The sequence below is a fragment of the Pseudomonas moraviensis subsp. stanleyae genome (genome assembly GCF_036283065.1).
GTDB lineage: Bacteria > Pseudomonadota > Gammaproteobacteria > Pseudomonadales > Pseudomonadaceae > Aquipseudomonas > Aquipseudomonas stanleyae.
In genome coordinates, this window is sequence record NZ_JAADJI010000005.1 from 21,516 (window position 1) to 41,159 (window position 19,644).

Annotated in this window: 7 protein-coding genes; 4 read left to right on the plus strand and 3 right to left on the minus strand. The window is 62.6% G+C overall.

Features of this window, described 5'->3' with window-relative positions; genetic code table 11:
* Positions 1-82 precede the first annotated feature (82 nt).
* Genes dsbD through dsbG form a run of 3 tightly spaced genes read left to right on the plus strand, consistent with a single transcriptional unit; the run spans position 83 to position 3,443 of the window.
* On the plus strand, positions 83-1,816 hold the full coding sequence (dsbD, locus tag GXB78_RS09880) for a protein-disulfide reductase DsbD (protein WP_329515252.1): 1,734 nt from the start codon (positions 83-85) through the stop codon (positions 1,814-1,816).
* The gene (locus GXB78_RS09885; protein ID WP_329515253.1) at positions 1,816-2,697 is read left to right on the plus strand and encodes a TlpA disulfide reductase family protein; all 882 of its coding nucleotides are present in this window, start codon (positions 1,816-1,818) and stop codon (positions 2,695-2,697) included. Before dsbD ends, GXB78_RS09885 begins: the two co-directional genes overlap by 1 nt.
* Complete coding sequence (gene dsbG, locus GXB78_RS09890) at positions 2,673-3,443, plus strand: thiol:disulfide interchange protein DsbG (RefSeq protein WP_329515254.1); 771 nt, start codon at positions 2,673-2,675, stop codon at positions 3,441-3,443. The genes GXB78_RS09885 and dsbG overlap by 25 nt, the downstream gene beginning before the upstream one ends.
* A 123-nt stretch (positions 3,444-3,566) precedes the next feature.
* On the opposite strand, the gene GXB78_RS09895 is transcribed toward dsbG, so the two are convergent.
* Both GXB78_RS09895 and GXB78_RS09900 read right to left on the minus strand, forming a co-directional pair.
* Positions 3,567-4,382 carry an alpha/beta fold hydrolase gene (locus GXB78_RS09895; RefSeq protein ID WP_329515255.1) on the minus strand — a complete coding sequence of 272 codons (816 nt, stop codon included), beginning with the start codon at positions 4,380-4,382 and terminating at the stop codon, positions 3,567-3,569.
* A gap of 182 nt (positions 4,383-4,564) precedes the next feature.
* Positions 4,565-17,563, minus strand: coding sequence for a non-ribosomal peptide synthetase (locus GXB78_RS09900; RefSeq protein ID WP_329515256.1), 12,999 nt, complete (start codon positions 17,561-17,563; stop codon positions 4,565-4,567).
* Positions 17,564-17,934: 371 nt separating this feature from the next.
* Here GXB78_RS09900 and GXB78_RS09905 point away from each other — a divergent pair, with 371 nt between their 5' ends.
* A complete protein-coding gene (locus GXB78_RS09905; protein ID WP_122597088.1) occupies positions 17,935-18,489 on the plus strand; it encodes an RNA polymerase factor sigma-70 in 555 nt (184 codons plus the stop codon).
* 136 nt (positions 18,490-18,625) lie between these two features.
* On the opposite strand, the gene GXB78_RS09910 is transcribed toward GXB78_RS09905, so the two are convergent.
* A complete protein-coding gene (locus GXB78_RS09910) occupies positions 18,626-19,639 on the minus strand; it encodes a GNAT family N-acetyltransferase (protein ID WP_329515257.1) in 1,014 nt (337 codons plus the stop codon).
* Positions 19,640-19,644: the final 5 nt, after the last annotated feature.

Genomic DNA, 19,644 nt, shown 5'->3' on the forward strand with positions numbered 1-19,644 from the left:
GAGCCTAGTAGGATAGGGTTAATTATCGGTTAATCGCCGCCGCCCATCCTGCACCCCACTTGCACAGGGACAAGGCTCCTCCATGCGTCATTTTTTTCTTCTGTTTGCTTTACTGATTTCCGGCCTCGCCCAGGCCGGAAACAATCCGTTCGAGACAAAACCCGACTTCTTGCCAGTCGACAAGGCATTCGTGCTTACCTCCGAACGGCTGGAGTCGGGCGAAACCCAGCTCTTCTGGCAGATCACCGACGGCTACTACCTGTATCAGAAACGCTTGAAATTCGACGGGCTGGCTGCCGACCAGCAGCCAGTGTTGCCTGAAGGCGAATCCCACAGCGATGAGTTCTTCGGCGAGCAGCCGGTGTATCGCCAAGGCCTGGAAGTGAAAATCCCGGCGACAGCCAGCGGTCAGATCAAGGTCAGTTATCAGGGCTGCGCCGATGCCGGCCTGTGTTATCCCCCGCAAACCCGCGTGATCGATCTGGGCGGCAAAGCCGTAGCGACAACTGGCGGTGAAGCGCCGGACCAGGCCCTGGCCAGCAGTCTGCAACAACGGGCGCTGGGCTGGAGTCTGCTGGTGTTCTTCGGACTTGGCCTGCTATTAGCGTTTACCCCGTGCTCACTGCCTATGCTGCCGATTCTGGCCGGTATGATTGTCGGCAGTGGTGCCACACCACGGCGCGGTTTTGCCTTGGCCAGCAGTTATGTGATCTGTATGGCACTGGTCTATGCGGCGATGGGCGTGATTGCTGCGCTGCTCGGCGCGAACCTGCAAGCGTGGTTGCAGAATCCCTGGCTGCTTGGCACGTTTGCGGCAGTTTTCGTGGTGCTGGCGCTGCCGATGTTCGGCTTCTTCGAGTTGCAACTGCCGGTGGCCCTGCGTGATCGCCTCGAACATGCTTCACGCAGCCGCAGCGGCGGCAGCCTGATCGGCGCCGGCGTGCTGGGCGCATTGTCCGGTCTGCTGGTCGGGCCGTGCATGACCGCGCCACTGGCCGGTGCACTGCTGTACATCGCGCAAAGCGGTAACGCCTTGCACGGCGGTCTGATTCTGTTTGCGCTGGGCATCGGCATCGGTGTGCCGCTGTTGCTGCTGGTCACCGTGGGCAATCGATTCCTGCCCAAACCCGGGGCGTGGATGAATCTGCTCAAGGGCATATTCGGCTTCCTCTTTCTCGCAACCGCATTGCTGATGTTGCGTCCGGTGCTGGTCCCGTCATTGTGGCTGGGTCTGTGTGGCGCGCTGCTGCTGATTGCCGCTTACAGCGCCTGGAAACAGTCCGAAGGTTTTGGCCGCGTCGCGCAGATGTTTGGCGCCCTGTCCCTGTTGCTCGGTTTGTGGGGCAGTCTGATGGTGATCGGTGCGGCGGGCGGCAGCGATGATCCGTATCAGCCATTGCAGATCTACAGCGCCGGCCGTGTCACCAGCACGGCACCAAGCGGTCATGACGCCTTCACCACCATCAAGGAACCAGCCGCTCTGCAACGTGAGTTCGACGCGGCCAAGGCTCAGGGCCAGTGGGTTTTGCTCGATTACTACGCCGACTGGTGTGTGTCGTGCAAAGTCATGGAGAAGAAAGTATTTGGCGAGGCCAAGGTCATGCAGGCCCTGAGCGATGTGCGCCTGCTGCGCCTGGATGTGACCGCCGACAACGCCGCGAGCCGTGAGCTGCTCAGTCGCTACAAAGTGCCGGGGCCGCCGACATTCATCTGGATCGGCGCTGACGGTGAAGAACGCCGCAGCCAGCGCATCACCGGCGAGGTCGATGCCGACACGTTCATGCAACGCTGGTCCGTCACCCGGGACGCCAACTGATGCTGACGTTCACCCTCGGCACTTTTGCCATCGCGCTCAACCACCTGCTGCTGATCAGTGCTCTGGCACTGGCGACGTTTGTCGGCTGGCGGGTGGCCAAGCGCGGCGGCGATAACCCCGAGTCGGCACTGTTCAGTCTGTTCTTGCTGGGCATGCTCGCGGCGCGCATTGCGTTTGTCGCGCTGTACTGGTCGCACTATCGCAATGACCTGTGGCAGATCATCGATTTGCGCGACGGTGGTTTTCTCGCCTGGCCCGGGGTGATCGCTCTGCTGCTGGCGGCGTTGTATCGTGGCTGGCGTCGTCCCGGATTGCGCCGTCCGCTGGGCTGCGGCGTAGTCAGTGGGGTGATGTTCTGGCTGCTCGCCACCCTGTCGCTGAACATTTATGAACAAGGTACGCGCCTGCCGGATATTTCCCTGCGCAACGCCGCTGGCGAAACCATCAAGCTCAGCGACTATCAGGGCGGCCCGCTGGTGATCAACCTGTGGGCGACCTGGTGCCCACCGTGCCGGAGGGAAATGCCGGTGCTGGAAAATGCCCAACAACAGCGTCCCGATCTGACGTTTCTGTTCGTCAATCAGGCCGAAAGCATGCAAAGCGTGGCGACGTTCCTGGAAACCCAGGGCCTGAGCCTGAACAACGTGCTGTTCGACCGCAACGGCCGTCTCGGTCAGGCCGTGGGGTCCATGGCGTTACCGACTACGCTGTTCTATAGCCCGGACGGTCGCTTGCTGACCAGTCACCTCGGTGAACTGTCGAATGCCAGTCTCGCCCGCGCCCTGGAAACCTTCGACACCTCACCTTCAAGCCCGAATCAGGCCGTTGCCCCGGCCAACTCTGCAAGGAAACTGCCATGCCCCGCCTCCGCCACCTGCTGACGCTGACCCTGGGCACTGCCCTGCTGCACTTGCCGTCGGTGCAGGCTGCTGAAGAATTGCCCGCGGCGATCAAAAAGATCGAAGCCAAGGGCGCGAAGATCGTCGGCCAGTTCGACGCCCCCGATGGCCTGCGCGGGTACGCCGCGCAGTACCAGAACCGCGGCATGGCGCTGTACCTGACCCCGGACGGCAAACACGTGGTAGTGGGCAATCTGTACGACGCCGATGGCAAGGACCTGAGCAGCGAACCGCTGCAAAAACTGGTTTACGCGCCGATGTCCAAGGAAGTCTGGGCCAAGTTCGAGGCGAGCAACTGGATTCAGGACGGCAACAAGGACGCACCGCGCACGGTGTACCTGTTCAGCGATCCGAACTGCCCGTACTGCAACATGTTCTGGGAACAGGCGCGGCCATGGGTCAAGGCCGGCAAGGTCCAGTTGCGCCACATCATGGTCGGCATCATCCGCGAAGACAGCCCGGGCAAATCCGCCGCGCTGCTGGCGGCGAAAGACCCGGTCAAGGCCCTGGAAGATCACGAAAAAGCCGGCAAGGGCAGCGCGCTCAAGGCCTTGAAAGACATTCCGGTCGCCGTGCAAAGCAAACTCGCGGCCAACATGCAGTTGATGGAAGACCTCGAACTGCAGGCCACCCCGGCGATTTTCTACCTGGACGACAAAGGCGAACTGCAACAACAGCAAGGCGCGCCTTCGCCGGACAAACTGGTGAAGATTCTCGGGCCCAAGTAGTTTTTCCGTTGTCTGGACCGGCCCCCTTCGCGAGCAGGCTCGCTCCCACAGGAATTGCATTCATGCTGAAGGAATGCGGTTAACTGTGGGAGCGAGCCTGCTCGCGAATGAAGCTCACTCGATCTAGCGGTTGCGCTCGGCCAGAAACGCCAGCAGCGCCTCAGTCACAAACCCGGGATTCTCCAGATTGGAAATATGCCCCGCCTCCGGCACCAGCACACACGGGCAACCAATCAGCTCGGCCATTTCCCGGGCTTCCGAAGGTGGTCGCGGTTTGTCCTGATCGCCGCACAGCACCAGCGTGGTCGCCGCGTTCAGCTCGCCCAAACGTGGCAACAGGTCGTCGCGACCGAAAGTGATACGGCCCATCGGCACGATGCTTTCGCGCAAGCGCTCGGGCGAGTAGCCCTGCAGTTTTGCGCGGAAGTCCTGATACAGCGGCGACTGCGGGTCGATGCCCGGGCGGAAGAAGATTGGCACAACGATGTCGAGCAGTTGTTCGGAAATGGTGCCGCTGTCTTCGATCTGCTTGAACAGCGAGAAGTAATATTGCCGGGTCGGTTCCGGCTCGACGCCGACGTAAGTGTCCATGAGCACCAGACCGTTGAGACGTTGCGGAGCGGACAGCGCCAGGCGCGTGCCCCACATGCCGCCGACCGACAGCCCGACCAGAGTGACGCGGTCGATATCGAGGTGATCGAGCAAGGCTTGCGCCTGACGGGCGATGTCATCCAGTGATGTGGTGCCTTCAGGTAACCTGCCGGACTCGCCATGCCCCCACAGATCCAGAGCAATGACGCGATAGTGTGGGGTCAGCGCGGCGATCTGTGGCGCCCACATCGCTTGGTCCCAGAGATAACTGCCAGCGAGCAACACGGCCGGGCCGGTGCCTTGATCAATGTAGTGCAGCGCTTGTCCGTCAACCGTGAAAAAGGGCATCGACCACCTCCGCGAGAAAAAACAGAACCGGCAGACTGAGCTGCCGGTTGTTGATCGTCAAGGGTGGAAATGTACAGAAGCCATTCGCGAGCAGGCTCGCTCCCACAGGGGATTTGTGAACACTACAGATCCATTGTGGGAGCGAGCCTGCTCGCGAAGAGGCCGGTCCAGGTACCGGAGAACTAAAGCCCCTCCAACTCCGCCATCAGATCATTCAACCGATCAACCTTCTCCTCGGTAATATCACTGGCCGCCAAGCCATCGATGTACTCGGCCAGTTCCTCTACCGTGCTGCACTCGAACATCGCGCGCAGCGGCACGTTGCGTTGCAAGGCTTTCTGCACCCGTGATGCAATTTGCGTCGCCAGCAAGGAATGCCCGCCGAGTTCGAAGAAGTTGTCGCGCACGCCGACCTTATCGACCTTGAGCACCTCAGCCCAGATATCAGCCAAGGTCTGCTCCAGTTCATTGCGCGGCGCCAGATAATCCGCGCTCTGCAACTGACCGATCTCCAGCGCCGGCAAGGCTTTGCGGTCGAGTTTGCCGTTGGCATTCAGGGGCATCTGCTCCAGCCACAACCAGTGCAGCGGCACCATGTATTCCGGCAGTTCGGCGCGCAGGCGCTGCTTGATCCGTTCCAGGCGTTCGCCCGGATTGAGCGCTGCATCGGCCGCAACCAGATAACCCACCAGATGCTTGCCGTTGACGCCCTCCTGCACGCCAACCGCTGCGTCGCGCACTTCCGGCTGTTCGTGCAGACGCGCTTCGATTTCACCGAGCTCGATGCGGTAACCGCGAATCTTCACTTGATGATCGACGCGGCCGACGTATTCCAGCACGCCGTCAGTGCGTCGCCGCGCCAGATCCCCGGTGCGGTACAGGCGCTCGCCCGGTGCACCGAACGGGTTCGGCACAAACACTGGCGCGGTGCGCAGCGGATCGCTGACGTAACCGCGCCCGACACCGGTGCCGGCCACGCACAATTCACCTACGGCGCCCAGCGGCACCAGATCCAGCGCGCCATCGAGCAGGTAGAGCACGTTGTTGTCGGTCGGGGTGCCGATCGGCAGATAACTGCCGCGAGTAGACGCCATGTCGACGCGGAAGAACGCCACGTCGTCGGAACATTCCGCCGGGCCATAGGCGTTTACCAGGCCGATCTCCGGGTAACGCAGCAGCCATTGATGCGCCAGTTCCGGCGGCATCGCTTCACCGGTCGGCAGCATCCAGCGCAATCCATCGAGACTCAGGCGCTCGGAGGCGAGCATCCCCTGAATCAGCGACGGCACACTCTCCAGCACGGTGATGCCCTGCGCCTGCACATGCGCCAGCAGACCTTGCGGATCGTGAGCAATCGCGTTCGGCACGATATCGACCCGCGCGCCGAACAATGGCGCGGCGAGGAATTGCCAGACGGAAATGTCGAAGCTTTGCGAGGCGGTCTGCGCAATCACATCGGTCTCGCTCAAGTCGAGGTACGGGCGCTTGCTCAACTGGTTGTTGAGCATGCCGCGCTGCTCGACCATCACGCCTTTTGGCAGGCCGGTCGAACCCGAGGTGTAGATCACATAGGCAAGATTGTCCGGGCCGCTGTGAATACCGGGATTCTCAGTCGCCAACACCGAGGCTTGTATTTCTTCCCACACCAGCAGGCGCGGACGATTCGAACAGCCAAACTCTTCGAGCAAGGTCTGCGCCTGCTCACGGCAGGCTGCGCTGCACACCAGCAACGGCGTGCGGCTGAGCTCGATGATGCGGCTCAGACGCTGGCTCGGCAGGCCCGGGTCCAGCGGCAGGTAACCGGCACCGGCCTTGAAGCTGCCGATGATCATGCCGAGCAGGTCGAGATTACGCTCGGCGAGCAGCGCCACCGGTTGATCCATGCGCACCCCGGCAGCGACCAGCGCATGGCCGAGGCGGTTGGCGTTGTGGTTCAGTTCGGCATAGCTCAATTGCTGATCGAGGCAACTGGCGGCGATGCGCTGCGGATGCGCCGCGACCTGCGCTTCGAACAGCGCCACGTAGCTTTGCTCCAGCGGATAGTCGTGGCCACTCTGGTTGCAACCGTGCAGGAGGAAATCGCGTTCTTCATCGCCCAGCAATGGCAAGTCGGCCATGTCGCCATGGAAGCCGTCGACCAGCGCCAGCAGCAGGCGCTTGAACTCAGCGAGCATGCGCTCGACCGTCGTCTCGTCGAAGTAACGCTGGTCATACGACAGGTGCAAACCAAGGTCATCGCCGGGGTAGCACACCGCGGTGAGCGGGAAGTTGGTGTGGGTCCGGCCCGAGTCCGAGGTCGCATTCAGGCTCTGTGCCCGGTCCAGCACCGAGACTTCCACCGGGGCGTTTTCGAAGACAAAGAGGCTGTCGAACAGCGGCTGGCCTTTGGGCAATTCGCTCTGTTCCTGGATGTTCACCAGCGGCAGGTATTCGTACTCACGCAGCTGCATATTGCTGTCGAGCAAAGCGCTTAGCCACTGGCGCACGCTGCTGCGCTGACCGTCCTCGGGCATCTTCACCCGCAGGGCAATGCTGTTGATGAACAGACCGACAGTGCGCTGCATCTCCGGCATATCCACCGGGCGCCCGGCCACAGTCACGCCGAAGAGCACGTCGCGATCGCCGCTCAGGCGTCGCAGGACCAGAGCCCACGCCGCCTGGGCAAAGGTATTGACGGTCAATTGATGGGCCTGCGCCAGTTCGCGCAGCCGCGCGCCGTCCTCGACATTCAGTCGGGTGTAGCGGTCGCCGACGATCATGCCGCCGCTTTCACCGGCGTGTTCGCGCAGGAACGGCCGGTCGCTCGGGATCGGCGTGGTGCGCTCGAAGCCTTGCAGATTCTGCCGCCACCACTGCCGCGCCTCGGCCAGGCTCTGCCGTTGCAGCCAGCCGATGTAATCGCGATAACGCGGCGGCACGCTCAACTGCGCTTCACGACCTTCACCGAGGGCGGTGTAGATCTCGAAGAAGTCGTTCATCAGCAGCGAACGGCACCAGGCATCAATGAGAATGTGGTGGTTGCTCATCATGAACCAGTAGCGCGCCGCGCCGACCTTGATCAGGCGCAGGTGGAACGGCGCCTGATTGAGCAGATCGAAGCCGGCCTCGCGCTCGCTTTTCAGCAGCGCTTGCAGCCTCGGCTCCTGCTCCGGTTCGGCGACGGCGCTCCAGTCCAGATACTCGATCGGCGTGCGACCCGGGGTGTGAATCACTTGCAGCATGTCTTCGCCGACGTTCCAGCAGAACGAGGCGCGCAACGCTTCGTGACGGGCGACCACCGCTTGCCAGGCTTGGGCGAAACGCTCCGGGTCGAGTTCGCTGTTGATGCGATAACGATCCTGCATGTAATACAGACCTGTGCCCGGTTCGAGCAGGGTGTGCAGGAGCATGCCCTCCTGCATCGGCGTCAGCGGATAGACATCTTCGATGTGTGCGGCCGGCACCGGCAAGGCGTCGAGTTGCGTCTGGGTCAGTTTTGCCAGCGGGAAGTCAGACGGCGTCAGACCGCCGGCCCCTTCCTGCAGGCAATGTTCGATCAGGCTCTGCAGCTCACCGACGTAAGCATCGGCCAGATCGTGGATGGTCTGCGCGTCATAACGCTCGGCGCTGAAGGTCCAGCGCAGGAGCAATTCGCCGCCATACACCTGACTGTCGACGCTCAGCTCGTTCGGCAACGGCGCCTGCGGATCGTGGGCGGCACCGACCGGCTCATCGAGCGGACGGAACAGCGCATCGCTGGCAAAACTCTGGTCGAACTGGCCGAGGTAATTGAAGGTGATCGGCGCGCTCGGCAGCGCCGCCATGCTCTGCCGGCAAGCGTCATCGGCGAGATAACGCAGCACGCCATAACCGAGACCTTTGTGCGGCACGGCGCGCAGTTGTTCCTTGATCGCCTTGATCGAAGCGCCCTGGCCGGCGGCCTCTTCGATGGTGTGCGGAGTCAGGCGCAGCGGGTAGGCGCTGGTGAACCAGCCGACCGTGCGGGTCAGATCAATCTCGTCGAACAGGGTTTCGCGACCGTGGCCTTCCAGTTGAATCAGGGCCGACGGCTGGCCGCTCCAGCGGCATAGCACTCGGGCCAGTGCGGTCAGCAGCAGGTCGTTGACCTGAGTGCGATAAGCGCTTGGCGCCTGTTGCAGCAGCTGCCGGGTGCGCTCGGCATCGAGGCGTACGCTGACGGTTTGCGCATGGCGATTCTGCCCTCCGCCCTGGGGGTTTTCACAGGGCAGGTCAGCGCTCGGCCCGGCCAGTTGCGCTTGCCACCAGCTCAATTCTTCACGTAGCGATTCGCTGCCGGCGTAGGCCTGCAAGCGCGCGGCCCAGTCCTTGAAGGCGCTGGTTTTCGCCGGCAGTTTCAGCGGCTGCGCAGCGTCGAGTTGGCGATACGCCGTTTGCAGATCGTCAAGCAACACGCGCCAGGAAACACCGTCGACCACCAAGTGGTGGGTGGCGATAAACAGGCGTTGCTGATCATCAGCGACATCGACCAGCACTGCGCGCAGCAACGGGCCGTTGTGCAGATGCAGACTGCGTTGCGCATCGGCGAATAGGGCTTCGCACTGTTCCAGCGAATCGACGCTGAATTGCCAAAGCACATCTTCATCCGTCAGCGCTTGATGCGTTGCTCGCCATACGCCATCGGTTTCGCCGAAACGCAGACGCAGTGCATCGTGCTGCTCAATCACCGCCAGCAAAGCCTGGCGTAAACGTTGCGGCTCGAGCGGCACAGTCGGTTCCAGCAACAGCGCCTGATTCCAGTGCTGACGCTCGGGGATATCTGTATCGAAGAACCAGTGCTGAATCGGTGTCAGACGCGACTCGCCGTCGACCAGACCTTGCTCGGCAGTCACTTGCTGCGTGCGACTGGCGACTGCGGCGAGCGTCTGCACGGTCTGATGCTGGAACAGATCACGCGGGCTGAAGTGGATGCCCTGCTGACGTGCGCGGCTGACCACCTGAATCGACAGAATCGAATCACCGCCGAGTTCGAAGAAGTTATCGTTGAGGCCGACTTGCCTGACGTTGAGCACGTCGCACCAGATCTGCGCCAGGGTCTGCTCCAGCGCGTTGCTCGGCGCGACGTAGTCCTGACGATTGAGCTGCGGATCCGGTGCGGGCAAGGCGCGGCGGTCGAGTTTGCCGTTGGCGGTCAGCGGCATGCTCGCCAGCAGCATCAGGTGGGTCGGCACCATGTAGTCCGGCAATTGCGCCTTGAGGTGAGCCTTCAGTGCCTCGCGCAGTTCAGCTTGTTGCGCCTGATTTTGCTCGGCTACGTCGGTCACCAGGTAGCCCACCAGTTGCTTGCCACTCGGTGCATCCAGCGCCAGCACCACCGCATCGCGGATCGAAGGGTGATCGAGCAGGCGCGTTTCGATTTCGCCCAACTCGATACGGAAACCACGGATCTTCACCTGATGGTCGATCCGGCCCAGATACTCGACCAGACCATCGGCACGCTGGCGCACCAGGTCGCCGGTGCGGTACATGCGTCCGCCATCAGCGGCAAACGGGTCAGCGACAAAACGCTCGGCGGTGATGCCCGGACGATCGTGATAGGCCTGGGCCAGACCGGCGCCGCCGACGAACAGTTCACCGGTCGCACCTTGCGGCACCAACGCCAGATCAGCGTCGAGAATGTACGCGACCCGCGCGCCGATCACGCTGCCGATCGGCACACTGCCGGCGCCCTCTTCCAGCGCCTGCGGCGCCAGACTGGCCAGCGGCATGACCACGGTTTCGGTCGGGCCGTAGGCGTTGAAGAACTGTGCCGGTTGGAACGCCGCGCGGATGCGCTGCAAATGCTCGCCAGTCAGCGCTTCACCGCCGGTGATGATCATCCGCACCGGCAGGACTTCGTCCTGCGTGGCGAGGAACTGCGCCAACTGGCTGCCGTAGCTTGGCGTGAAGCCAAGGACGTTGATCCGATGCGCGCGAATCAAGCCGCAGATTTCTTCCGCATCCCACTGCCCTTGCGCCCGCAACACCATCTGCGCACCGCTGAGCAGCGGCACCAGCAGACGTTCGGTGGCGGCATCGAAGTTGATCGAATAGAAATGCAGTTCACAGTCGTCCGGGCGCATGCCGAAGCGCTCGATCACGGCCTGGCAGTGCATGGCGATTTCGCCGTGGGAGACCACCACGCCTTTCGGCTTGCCGGTCGAGCCCGAAGTGTAAATCAGGTAGGCCTGATGCTGCGGCAGGCTGATAAACGGCAATTCGCTGGCCGGGTAGTCGGCCAATGCCGGGCTGTCATCTTCCAGGCACCAGCGCGCCACGCTTGGCGGCAATTCGCCGAGGGCTGCGAACATCGCCCGATCGCTGAGCAGCAGACCGATGCGGCTGTCTTCGATCATGTAGTGCAGACGGTCGAGCGGGTACTCCGGATCCAGCGGCACATAGGCGCCGCCCGCCTTGAGAATCGCCAGCAGGCCGATGACCATTTCCAGCGAACGCTCCAGCGCCAGACCGACCCGCACTTGCGGACCGACCCCGCGCTCACGCAGCGCCCAGGCCAGACGATTGGCCCCGGCGTCGAGCTCGGCGTAGCTCAAGGTCTGCCCGGCGAACGTCAGTGCTGGCGCGTCTTGGCGCGCCAGTGCCTGTTCGGCAAACAGATGATGAATGCACTGGTCGAGACGATGGTCGCCCGGCTCGATGCCGAGGCTGTCGAGCAGGTGTTGTTGCTCGGTGTCGTCGAGCAAAGGCAGTTCGCTGAGGCGTTGCTGCGGATCAGCGATCAACGCTTCAAGCAGGTTGCGCCAATGCCTGGCCATGCGCGCGATGGTTGGTTCGTCGAACAGATCGGTGCTGTAGGTCAGGCAGCAACCGAGGCGATGGTCGAGGTCGGTGACTTCCAGATTGAGGTCGAACTTGGTCGCTCGCGCATCGTTGGCGAGGTACTCGACGGTCATGCCGGCGAGCGTGCGGCTCTGCTGGAATTCCCAGCGCTGAACGTTGCACATCACCTGGAACAACGGGTTGTAAGCGGCGCTGCGTGGCGGCTGCAAGGCTTCGACCAAATGATCAAACGGCAGATCCTGATGGGACTGGCCTTCGATCACCGTGTGGCGCACTTGCTCGAACAATTCGCCGACCGACATCTGCCCGTCGAGCTGACAACGCAGCACCTGGGTGTTGAGGAACGCCCCGATCAGCCCTTCGCTTTCCGGGCGGATGCGGTTGGCCACCGGCGCGCCGATGCGCAGATCGGTCTGGCCGCTGTAGCGGTAGAGCAATGTGGCAAGTGCGGCGGTCATGGTCATGAACAAGGTCAGACCGTTTTGCGCATTGAACGCCCGCACCCGCGCCGCGAGGTCGTCGCTGAGATCGAAACGGAACAGTTCGCCCTGGTGGCTTTGCACCGGTGGACGCGGACGGTCGCCCGGCAGCTCAAGCAGCGGATGCTCGCGGCCCAGTTGTGCGGTCCAGTAATCAAGCTGACGCTGACGCTCGCCGGATTCCAGCCACTGGCGCTGCCAGACGCTGTAGTCGAGGTACTGCACCGGCAGCGGTTCAAGCGGTGATTCGCGTTCATCGACGAACGCTTCGTACAGCGCGCTGAGTTCACGGGCGAAGATATCCATCGCCCAGCCTTCGGTGACAATGTGGTGCAGGGTCAGGACAAAGTAATGCTCGTGCTCGGCAGTCTTGACCAGACAGGCGCGCAGCAGCGGGCCGGTTTCCAGATCGAAGGGCTGGTGCGCTTCTGCATCGGCCAGTTGCTGGACTTGCTGTTCACGCACAGCCGTCGGCAGGCTGGAGAAATCTTTCCAGCCCATACGCACGCCGGTCTCGGCATGCACTTGCTGGCGGGCGACACCGTCGACACTGGGGAACGTCGTGCGCAAAGTTTCGTGGCGCAGGATCAGCGCCTGCAACGCGGCCTCGAAATGCTCGACATGCAGTACGCCGCGCAGGCGCGCCATGCCGCCGACGTTGTACGCCGGGCTGTCCGGTTCCATCTGCCAGAGGAACCACATGCGCTGTTGTGAATAGGACAGCGGCACCGGCTGGCTGCGGTCGACTTTGCCGATCGGCAGTTGTTGGTTGGTGTGGCCGTTGGCCTGGATCTGGCTGATCTGTTCGGCGTAATCGCCCAGTTCGCTGTGCTCGAACAGCGTGCGCAGCGGCAGTTCGACGTCACAGGCCTGACGTGTGCGGGAAATGATTTGTGTGGCCAGCAGCGAGTGTCCGCCGAGAGCGAAGAAATCATCGCGCAGACCAACCTGCTCAAGGCCGAGCACTTCACGCCAGATCGCGGCGATTTGCTGCTCCAGTTCGCTGACCGGTTCGACGTGTTCACGCACTTGCCATTGCGGCTCGGGCAAGGCGCGGCGGTCGAGTTTGCCGCTGGGGCTCAGCGGCATCGCGTCGAGGCGCAGCAGTTGCGCCGGGACCATGTATTCCGGCAGCTCCGCAGCGAGGGCAGCTTTCAGACGAGTAATTTGCTCATCGGCATTTTCATGCGTATCGGTCGCCGTGAAGTAGCCGATCAGTTGCCCACCGGCAGCGGTTTCGCGCACCAGCACCACGGCTTGGGCGACGCCATTTTGAGCGAGCAGCCGCGCCTGGATTTCTTCCGGTTCGACACGGAAGCCACGCAGCTTGACCTGCTGATCGAGACGGCCGAGGTATTCGATCACGCCGTCGGACGCCCAGCGCGCACGGTCGCCAGTGCGGTACAAGCGGGCGCCCTGCTCGCCCAGTGGATCGACGACGAAGCGTTCAGCGGTCAACGCCGGACGGCCGAGATAGCCACGGGCCAGACCGCTGCCGCTGATGCACAGCTCACCTGGCACACCAGTCGGCACAGAATTGAGATCGGCATCGAGAATGCGGCAAATCACGTTGCCCAGCGGCCGGCCGATCGGCGAGCGCTCGCCATCGGCAGTTGTGCAGTGCCAATGGGTGACGTTGATCGCGGTTTCAGTCGGGCCATAACGGTTGTGCAATTGCACCGCCGGCAATTGCGCCAGCACGCGGTTGCGCAGCTCGGCGGGCAAGGCTTCACCGCCGGAAAACACCCGGCGCAAGCTGGTGCATTCGGCACTCAGCGACTCGTCGATGAACAGCGCGAGCAGCGGCGGGACGAAGTGCAGCGTAGTCACGCCATGTTCTTGAACCAGTTGCGCGATGCGATGCGGATCGCGGTGTTCGCCGGGGCCGGCAATCAGCAGGCGCGCGCCGGTGATCAGCGGCCAGAAGCATTCCCACACCGAGACGTCGAAACTGATCGGCGCTTTTTGCATCAGCACGTCGGATTCGTCGAGGGCGTAGGTGTCCTGCATCCATTGCAGGCGCTCGGCCAGCGCGGCGTGGGTGTTGCCGACGCCTTTCGGTTGCCCGGTTGAACCCGAGGTGTAAATCACGTAGGCGAGGTTGTCGCCGTGCAAGTGCAGGCCCGGTGCGTGGCTCGGCCATTTGTCCAGGTGCAGCGCGTCCATGGCAATCACGCTGACGCCGTCACTGGCCGGCAAACGCTCAAGCAGTTCGGTCTGGGTCAGGAGCAATTCGACGCCGCTGTCGCTGAGCATGTAGGCGAGGCGTTCGGCCGGATAATCCGCATCCAGCGGTACATAAGCGCCGCCAGCCTTGATGATCGCCAGCAGGCCGATCAGCAATTGCGGCGAACGCTCGGCGGCGATGGCCACGCACACGTCCGGGCCAACGCCTTTGTCGCGCAGGTAGTGGGCGAGCCGATTGGCTTGCGCGTGCAGCTCGGCGAAATCCAGGCTACCGCCGTCCCATACCAGTGCGGTGCGCTGCGGGGTGTGTCGCAATTGTTGCTCGAGCAGTTCCGGCAGCCACTGTTGCGCCGCGGTGCACGGTGCGACGCTCCAGTCGTTGTGCTGTTGTTGCTCGCTGACGGTCAACAAGCGCAGATCGCCGATGGCCTGCTCTGGCCGTTGGCAAACTTCGCTGAGCAGATTGTGGAAATGCGCGGCCAGGCGCTCGATGGTCACGGCGTCGAACAGTTCGCTGGCGTAGTCGAACGACAAGCTCAGGCGTCCGTTGCGATCTTCTTCGCTGTGCAGTTGCAGATCGAACTTGGCTTCGCGGCTGTGCCACGGCAGCTCTTCGGCGAGCAGCCCGGGCAAGCGCTTGAGTGCACCGAGGTCGCGCTGCTGATGGTTGAACATGACCTGGAACAGACCCTGTTCCCGGGCCTGGGGGAAGGCTTCGAGCAATTGTTCGAAGGGCAGGTCCTGATTGGCCTGGGCGCCGAGTGCGGCCTGGCGCGTCTGGCTCAGCAACTCGGCAAATGTCAGGCGCGAATCGACTTGCGCACGCAGTACCTGGGTGTTGATGAAGAAGCCGATCAGGCCCTGGGTTTCCAGGCGCGGGCGGTTGGCATTGGGTACGCCGATGCGAATGTCGCGCTGACCACTGTAGCGGTGCAGCAAACTTTGCAATGCGGCGAGCAGGAGCATGAACGGCGTGGCCTGGTGGGCCTGCGCGGTCTGGCGGATCGCCTCGCTGAGCTGGGCACTCAGGCGCACGCTGTGGCGCGCGGCGCTGTGATTCTGTCTGGCCGAGCGCGGGTGATCGGTGGCCAGTTCCAGTGTCGGGTGTTCATCGCCCAACTGCGCTATCCAGTACGCCAGTTGCCGCTCGCCCTCGCCTTGCGCCAGCCATTGCCGCTGCCAGTTACCGTAGTCGGCGTATTGCGTGGGCAGTGCTGCCAGTGTCGCCGTCGTGCCTTGGGTTGCGGCGGCGTAGAGGCGCGAGAACTCGTCGAGGAGAATATTCAGCGACCAGCCGTCGGCGATGATGTGGTGCAGGGTCAGCAGCAGTTGATGTTCTTCATCGTCGAGACGCACCAGTGTCACGGACAGCAACGGGCCTTTTTCCAGATCGAACCGAGTGCGCGCCTGGTCTTCGCGAATCTGCTCGGCGCGGGCTTCACGCTCGGCCGCTGGCAGGTCGCTGATGTCGATCAGTTGCAGGTTGAACTCGGTAGCGGCGAGCACTTGCTGCAATGCCACGCCGTCACGCTCGAAGAAACGTGTACGCAGGGATTCGTGGCGTTCGACCAGTTGCTGAAAGCTTTTGCGCAAGGCGTCTTCGTCGAGTTCGCCCCGCAGGCGCAGGCCACCGGGAATGTTGTAGGCGCTGCTCTGTGGATCGAGTTGCCAGGTGATCCACAGACGGTTTTGCGCCAGCGACTGTGGCATCGGCTCGCTGGGCGACAGCGTGGTGATCGCATCCTGGGCGCTGCCGCCGTCCTGTTGCTGCTGCGCCACCGCGGCGGCGAAGGCGCACAGGGTTGGTGCTTCGAACAGCAGGCGCAGGCTCAGCTCGACACCGAGCGCTTCGCGCACCCGCGCGACCACTTGCGTGGCGGCAATCGAGTTGCCGCCGAGCAGGAAGAAGTGATCGTCGGCGTTGACCTGTTTGACGTTGAGTAGCTCGGCCCAGATCTGCCCGATCAAGGTTTCGAGATCCGAGGTAATGCTGGTCGCGGTTGGGCTCTCGACGGTGGTCGACGGGAACAGCGCGTAACTGTCGAGACTGCCGTCGGCCAGACGATTACGGCACGCCGAACGCTGCAGTTTGCCGCTCGAGGTTTTCGGCAACGCGCCCGGATTGAGCAGCACCACCACACTTGGCGCCTCTTGATACGCCTCGGCCACTGCTTGGCGAATGGCTTTGATCAGCGCTTCTGGCGGAAGGATTTTCTGTACGCTGCGGCTGATTTCCGCAGCGATGCCGATGCCCTCTTCGCCATCGTGATTAACGGCGAACGCCGCCACACGGCCCTTGCGCACCACTTCGACTTCGCGTTCGACGGTCTGCTCGATGTCCTGCGGATAGAGGTTGTGGCCGCGGACGATGAGCATGTCTTTCAGACGCCCGGTGACGAACAATTCGCCGTCACGCACAAAACCCAGATCGCCGGTGCGCAGCCAGGTACGCCCGGCGTGCTGAACGAAGGTCTTGGCGCTGGCTTCGGGGTTGCGCCAGTAACCGTGGGCAATGCTCGGGCCGGCGGCCCAGACTTCACCGACCGCGTTGTCCGCCAGTTCCTTGAGCGTATTCGGTTCGACGATAAGCACCGCGTGTTCCGGCTGGCTGATGCCACAGCTCATGACCGCGCTGCCGGCGCCCGGCTCGGCGCGGTTTTGCGCGAGCGCCTGATCGTCCACGCGCAGCGCCGGGATGCCGGTGCCGCGCGGTGTGCCGGCGACAAACAGGGTCGCTTCGGCCAAACCGTACGAAGCCATGAAACTCTGTTCACTGAAACCGCAGGTAGCGAATTTCTCGGCAAAGCGTTCGAGGGTATCGAGGCGGATCGGCTCGGAGCCGGAATAGGCCACGCGCCAACGGCTCAGATCGAGGCGTTCCAGCGCCGATTCGCTGACCCGCTCGCTGCACAAGCGATAGGCGAAATCCGGCCCACCGCTGATGGTGCCGCCGTATTCGGCGATCGCTTCCAGCCAGCGCAATGGTCGGCCAAGGAAGTATGCCGGCGACATCAGAATGCACGGCACGCCGCTGAAAATCGGCTGCAACAGACCGCCGATCAGACCCATGTCGTGGTACAGCGGCAACCAGCTGACGATGACGTCGTCCGGGTTGACGTCGATGCCGAAGCCGTGGCGGATCAGCAGTTCGTTGGCGACCAGATTGCCGTGGCTGACCTGCACGCCCTTGGGCAGCGCGGTGGAACCGGAAGTGTATTGCAGGAAGGCGATGTGCTCGGGCGGCAGGCTCGGTTCAACCCAGCGTTCGGCCAGTGCGCTGTCGAGGGTATCGACACACAACAGCGGCGGCGCGCCCTCGATTTGCTGCAAGGCATCGCGCAGGTCGGCGCTGGTCAGCAACAGCCTGGGCTCGGCGTCGGCGATGATCGACAGCAAACGCTCCTGATGATGACGACGCGCGGATTCCGGCGGATAGGCCGGCACCGCAATCACACCGGCATACAGGCAGCCGAAAAACGCCGCGACGTAATCCGCGCCGCTGGGAAACAGCAACACCGCACGCTCACCGAAACCGGCCTCGGTCTGCAACGCAGCAGCGATGGTGCGCGCGCGTTGATCCAGTTCGCGATAGCTGAGCACCACAGCCTGCTCGGCGTTTTCGGCGAGAAAACGCAAGGCCAGTCGGTCCGGCGTCAGGGCCGCACGACGCTTGAGGGCATGGACCAGGGTGCTGGGAAGTTCGAACGCGTCGGTCATGAGGTTTCCTGCCTGAATTCGGCTTGCAAGTGGAATCGGGTGGCTGCGTCACGCCTATCGAGAGGCGTGCGGGGCGCGGTCTGTGCCGACCGCGCGAGGCATCGGAATGCGCTGTGGCCGGGGATCAACACCCGGAACCATTCACCAATGAGAACGGATGACGTCTGGAAATAATTAGTCGGCAGGCTCGACGTTCAACGGGGCCAGGGTGCGGCGGCGTGTCGCAGTTCGCAAAACACATCGACTTACAGCACTACTTCTCTTTCTCATTTGACAATCATTATCATTCAACATAATTTGTCGCTCGATGTGTAGGACGGCGCCGTCCCCCGAGGCCCTCCCACTAACCTATTGGCAGCAAGGTGATTTCCATGACGGAACAAGTATCCACAAGCAGGTGCGATTCACCGCTACTTCAGGCATTCGTCGACAATCGACTGATTCTGGTCAAGATTGCAGCGCGCATTACCGGTTGCAGGTCTCGTGCCGAAGACGTGGTTCAGGATGCGTTTTTCCGACTGCAATCGGCGCCGCCGATCACGTCGTCGATCAAGGCTCAGCTGAGCTATCTGTTCCAGATCGTGCGCAACCTCGCTATCGATCATTACCGCAAGCAAGCGCTCGAACAGAAATACTCAGGCCCGGAAGAGGAAGGCTTGAACGTGGTGATTCAGGGCGCTTCGCCGGAAACCTCGCATATCAACTTTTCGACCCTGGAACACATCGCCGATGCGCTGACCGAGCTGCCCAGCCGCACCCGCTATGCCTTCGAGATGTACCGTCTGCACGGCGTGCCGCAAAAGGACATCGCCAAGGAACTCGGCGTATCGCCAACCCTGGTCAACTTCATGATTCGTGATGCGCTGGTGCACTGCCGCAAGGTCTCGGGCAGTCGGCGGGATGTGGTGATCGCGGGGCGGCGTTAGGATCCGGATTCTGCGTCAAGCCATTCGCGAGCAGGCTCGCTCCCACAGGGTTTGATTCACGACACAAATCCAGTGTGGGAGCGAGCCTGCTCGCGAAAGCGGCCTCAGACTCAACGAAGGTCCGAGGCCGAACGCATCAGGCCAATTGGCACCGATCAAAAAACCGCTCCCGCCCCAGAATCATCAGCGCCGCGCGCTTGTGCGGGAAATCGAATTCCTTTTCGCAGTGGAAACACTGGTTGTGCATGTGACCGATCATCTTCGCGTTATCGGCACGCGGCTCGGCGACCACGCGCTGGGTGCGTGGGTCATCGAGAAACAGGTAATGCACCAGCGCCGATAACCAGCTCGCCACTTTGTGCGGGCCGCGATGACTTTCCTCGCCGACCAGCATGTGAATGCCACGGTCGTAATCGCCGGCATCGTAGAACGGCGCGATGCGATCTTCCTTGGCCCAATAGGCTTCAAAATAAGCGAATGGCTGATCGTCAAAACAGCCGATCAGCGTCAGCGTGTGCGGATCGGCATCGAGCTTGCTCAGGTATTCGCGATGCTGCTCAAGGCTGCCCTCCTCCTGCCAGAAGCTCGCCACGCGCGGACTGTTCTGCCAGCGATTGAAGCGCGACAGATCTTCTTCGATTTCCAGCGTCCGCAAGGAAATCCACGCGCCGAGCCGCGCATCGAAACGCCGATAGACTTCACCGCGCGGCTTCACCGGTCGCAGCGGATGGCGCTTGCCTTGGCTGATGACCATTTGCTGCGGATAGCTGCTGCTCAGTGAAGCGCCGAGCCACGGTTGCGGCAGTTGCCAGAACAGCGTGCGCTCGCAGCGGTATTCGCCGGCAACTTCGCTGTTGATCAGCAAACCGCTACGCAACGCCTCGGTCGGCGTTTGATCGAGTTGCCAGGTTAGCTGCTGACACGCCGGGTCACGGGCGAACAACCAATAGCAGGCCGCCCACAAGGCCTGCCCGGGCGGCAGGGCAAAACGTTCATCGAGCTGGATCGGGCCTTTGCCCTGGCGGTCCAGGCGCAGCCGAATCAACGGCTGACCGTCCAGGCTCAGGCTCAAGCGGCTCCCGGTGGCATCAGCGATCAATTGACTGCCCGAGGGCAACGCCAGGGCAGTCAGGTCATTCAGATTGGACATGGGTC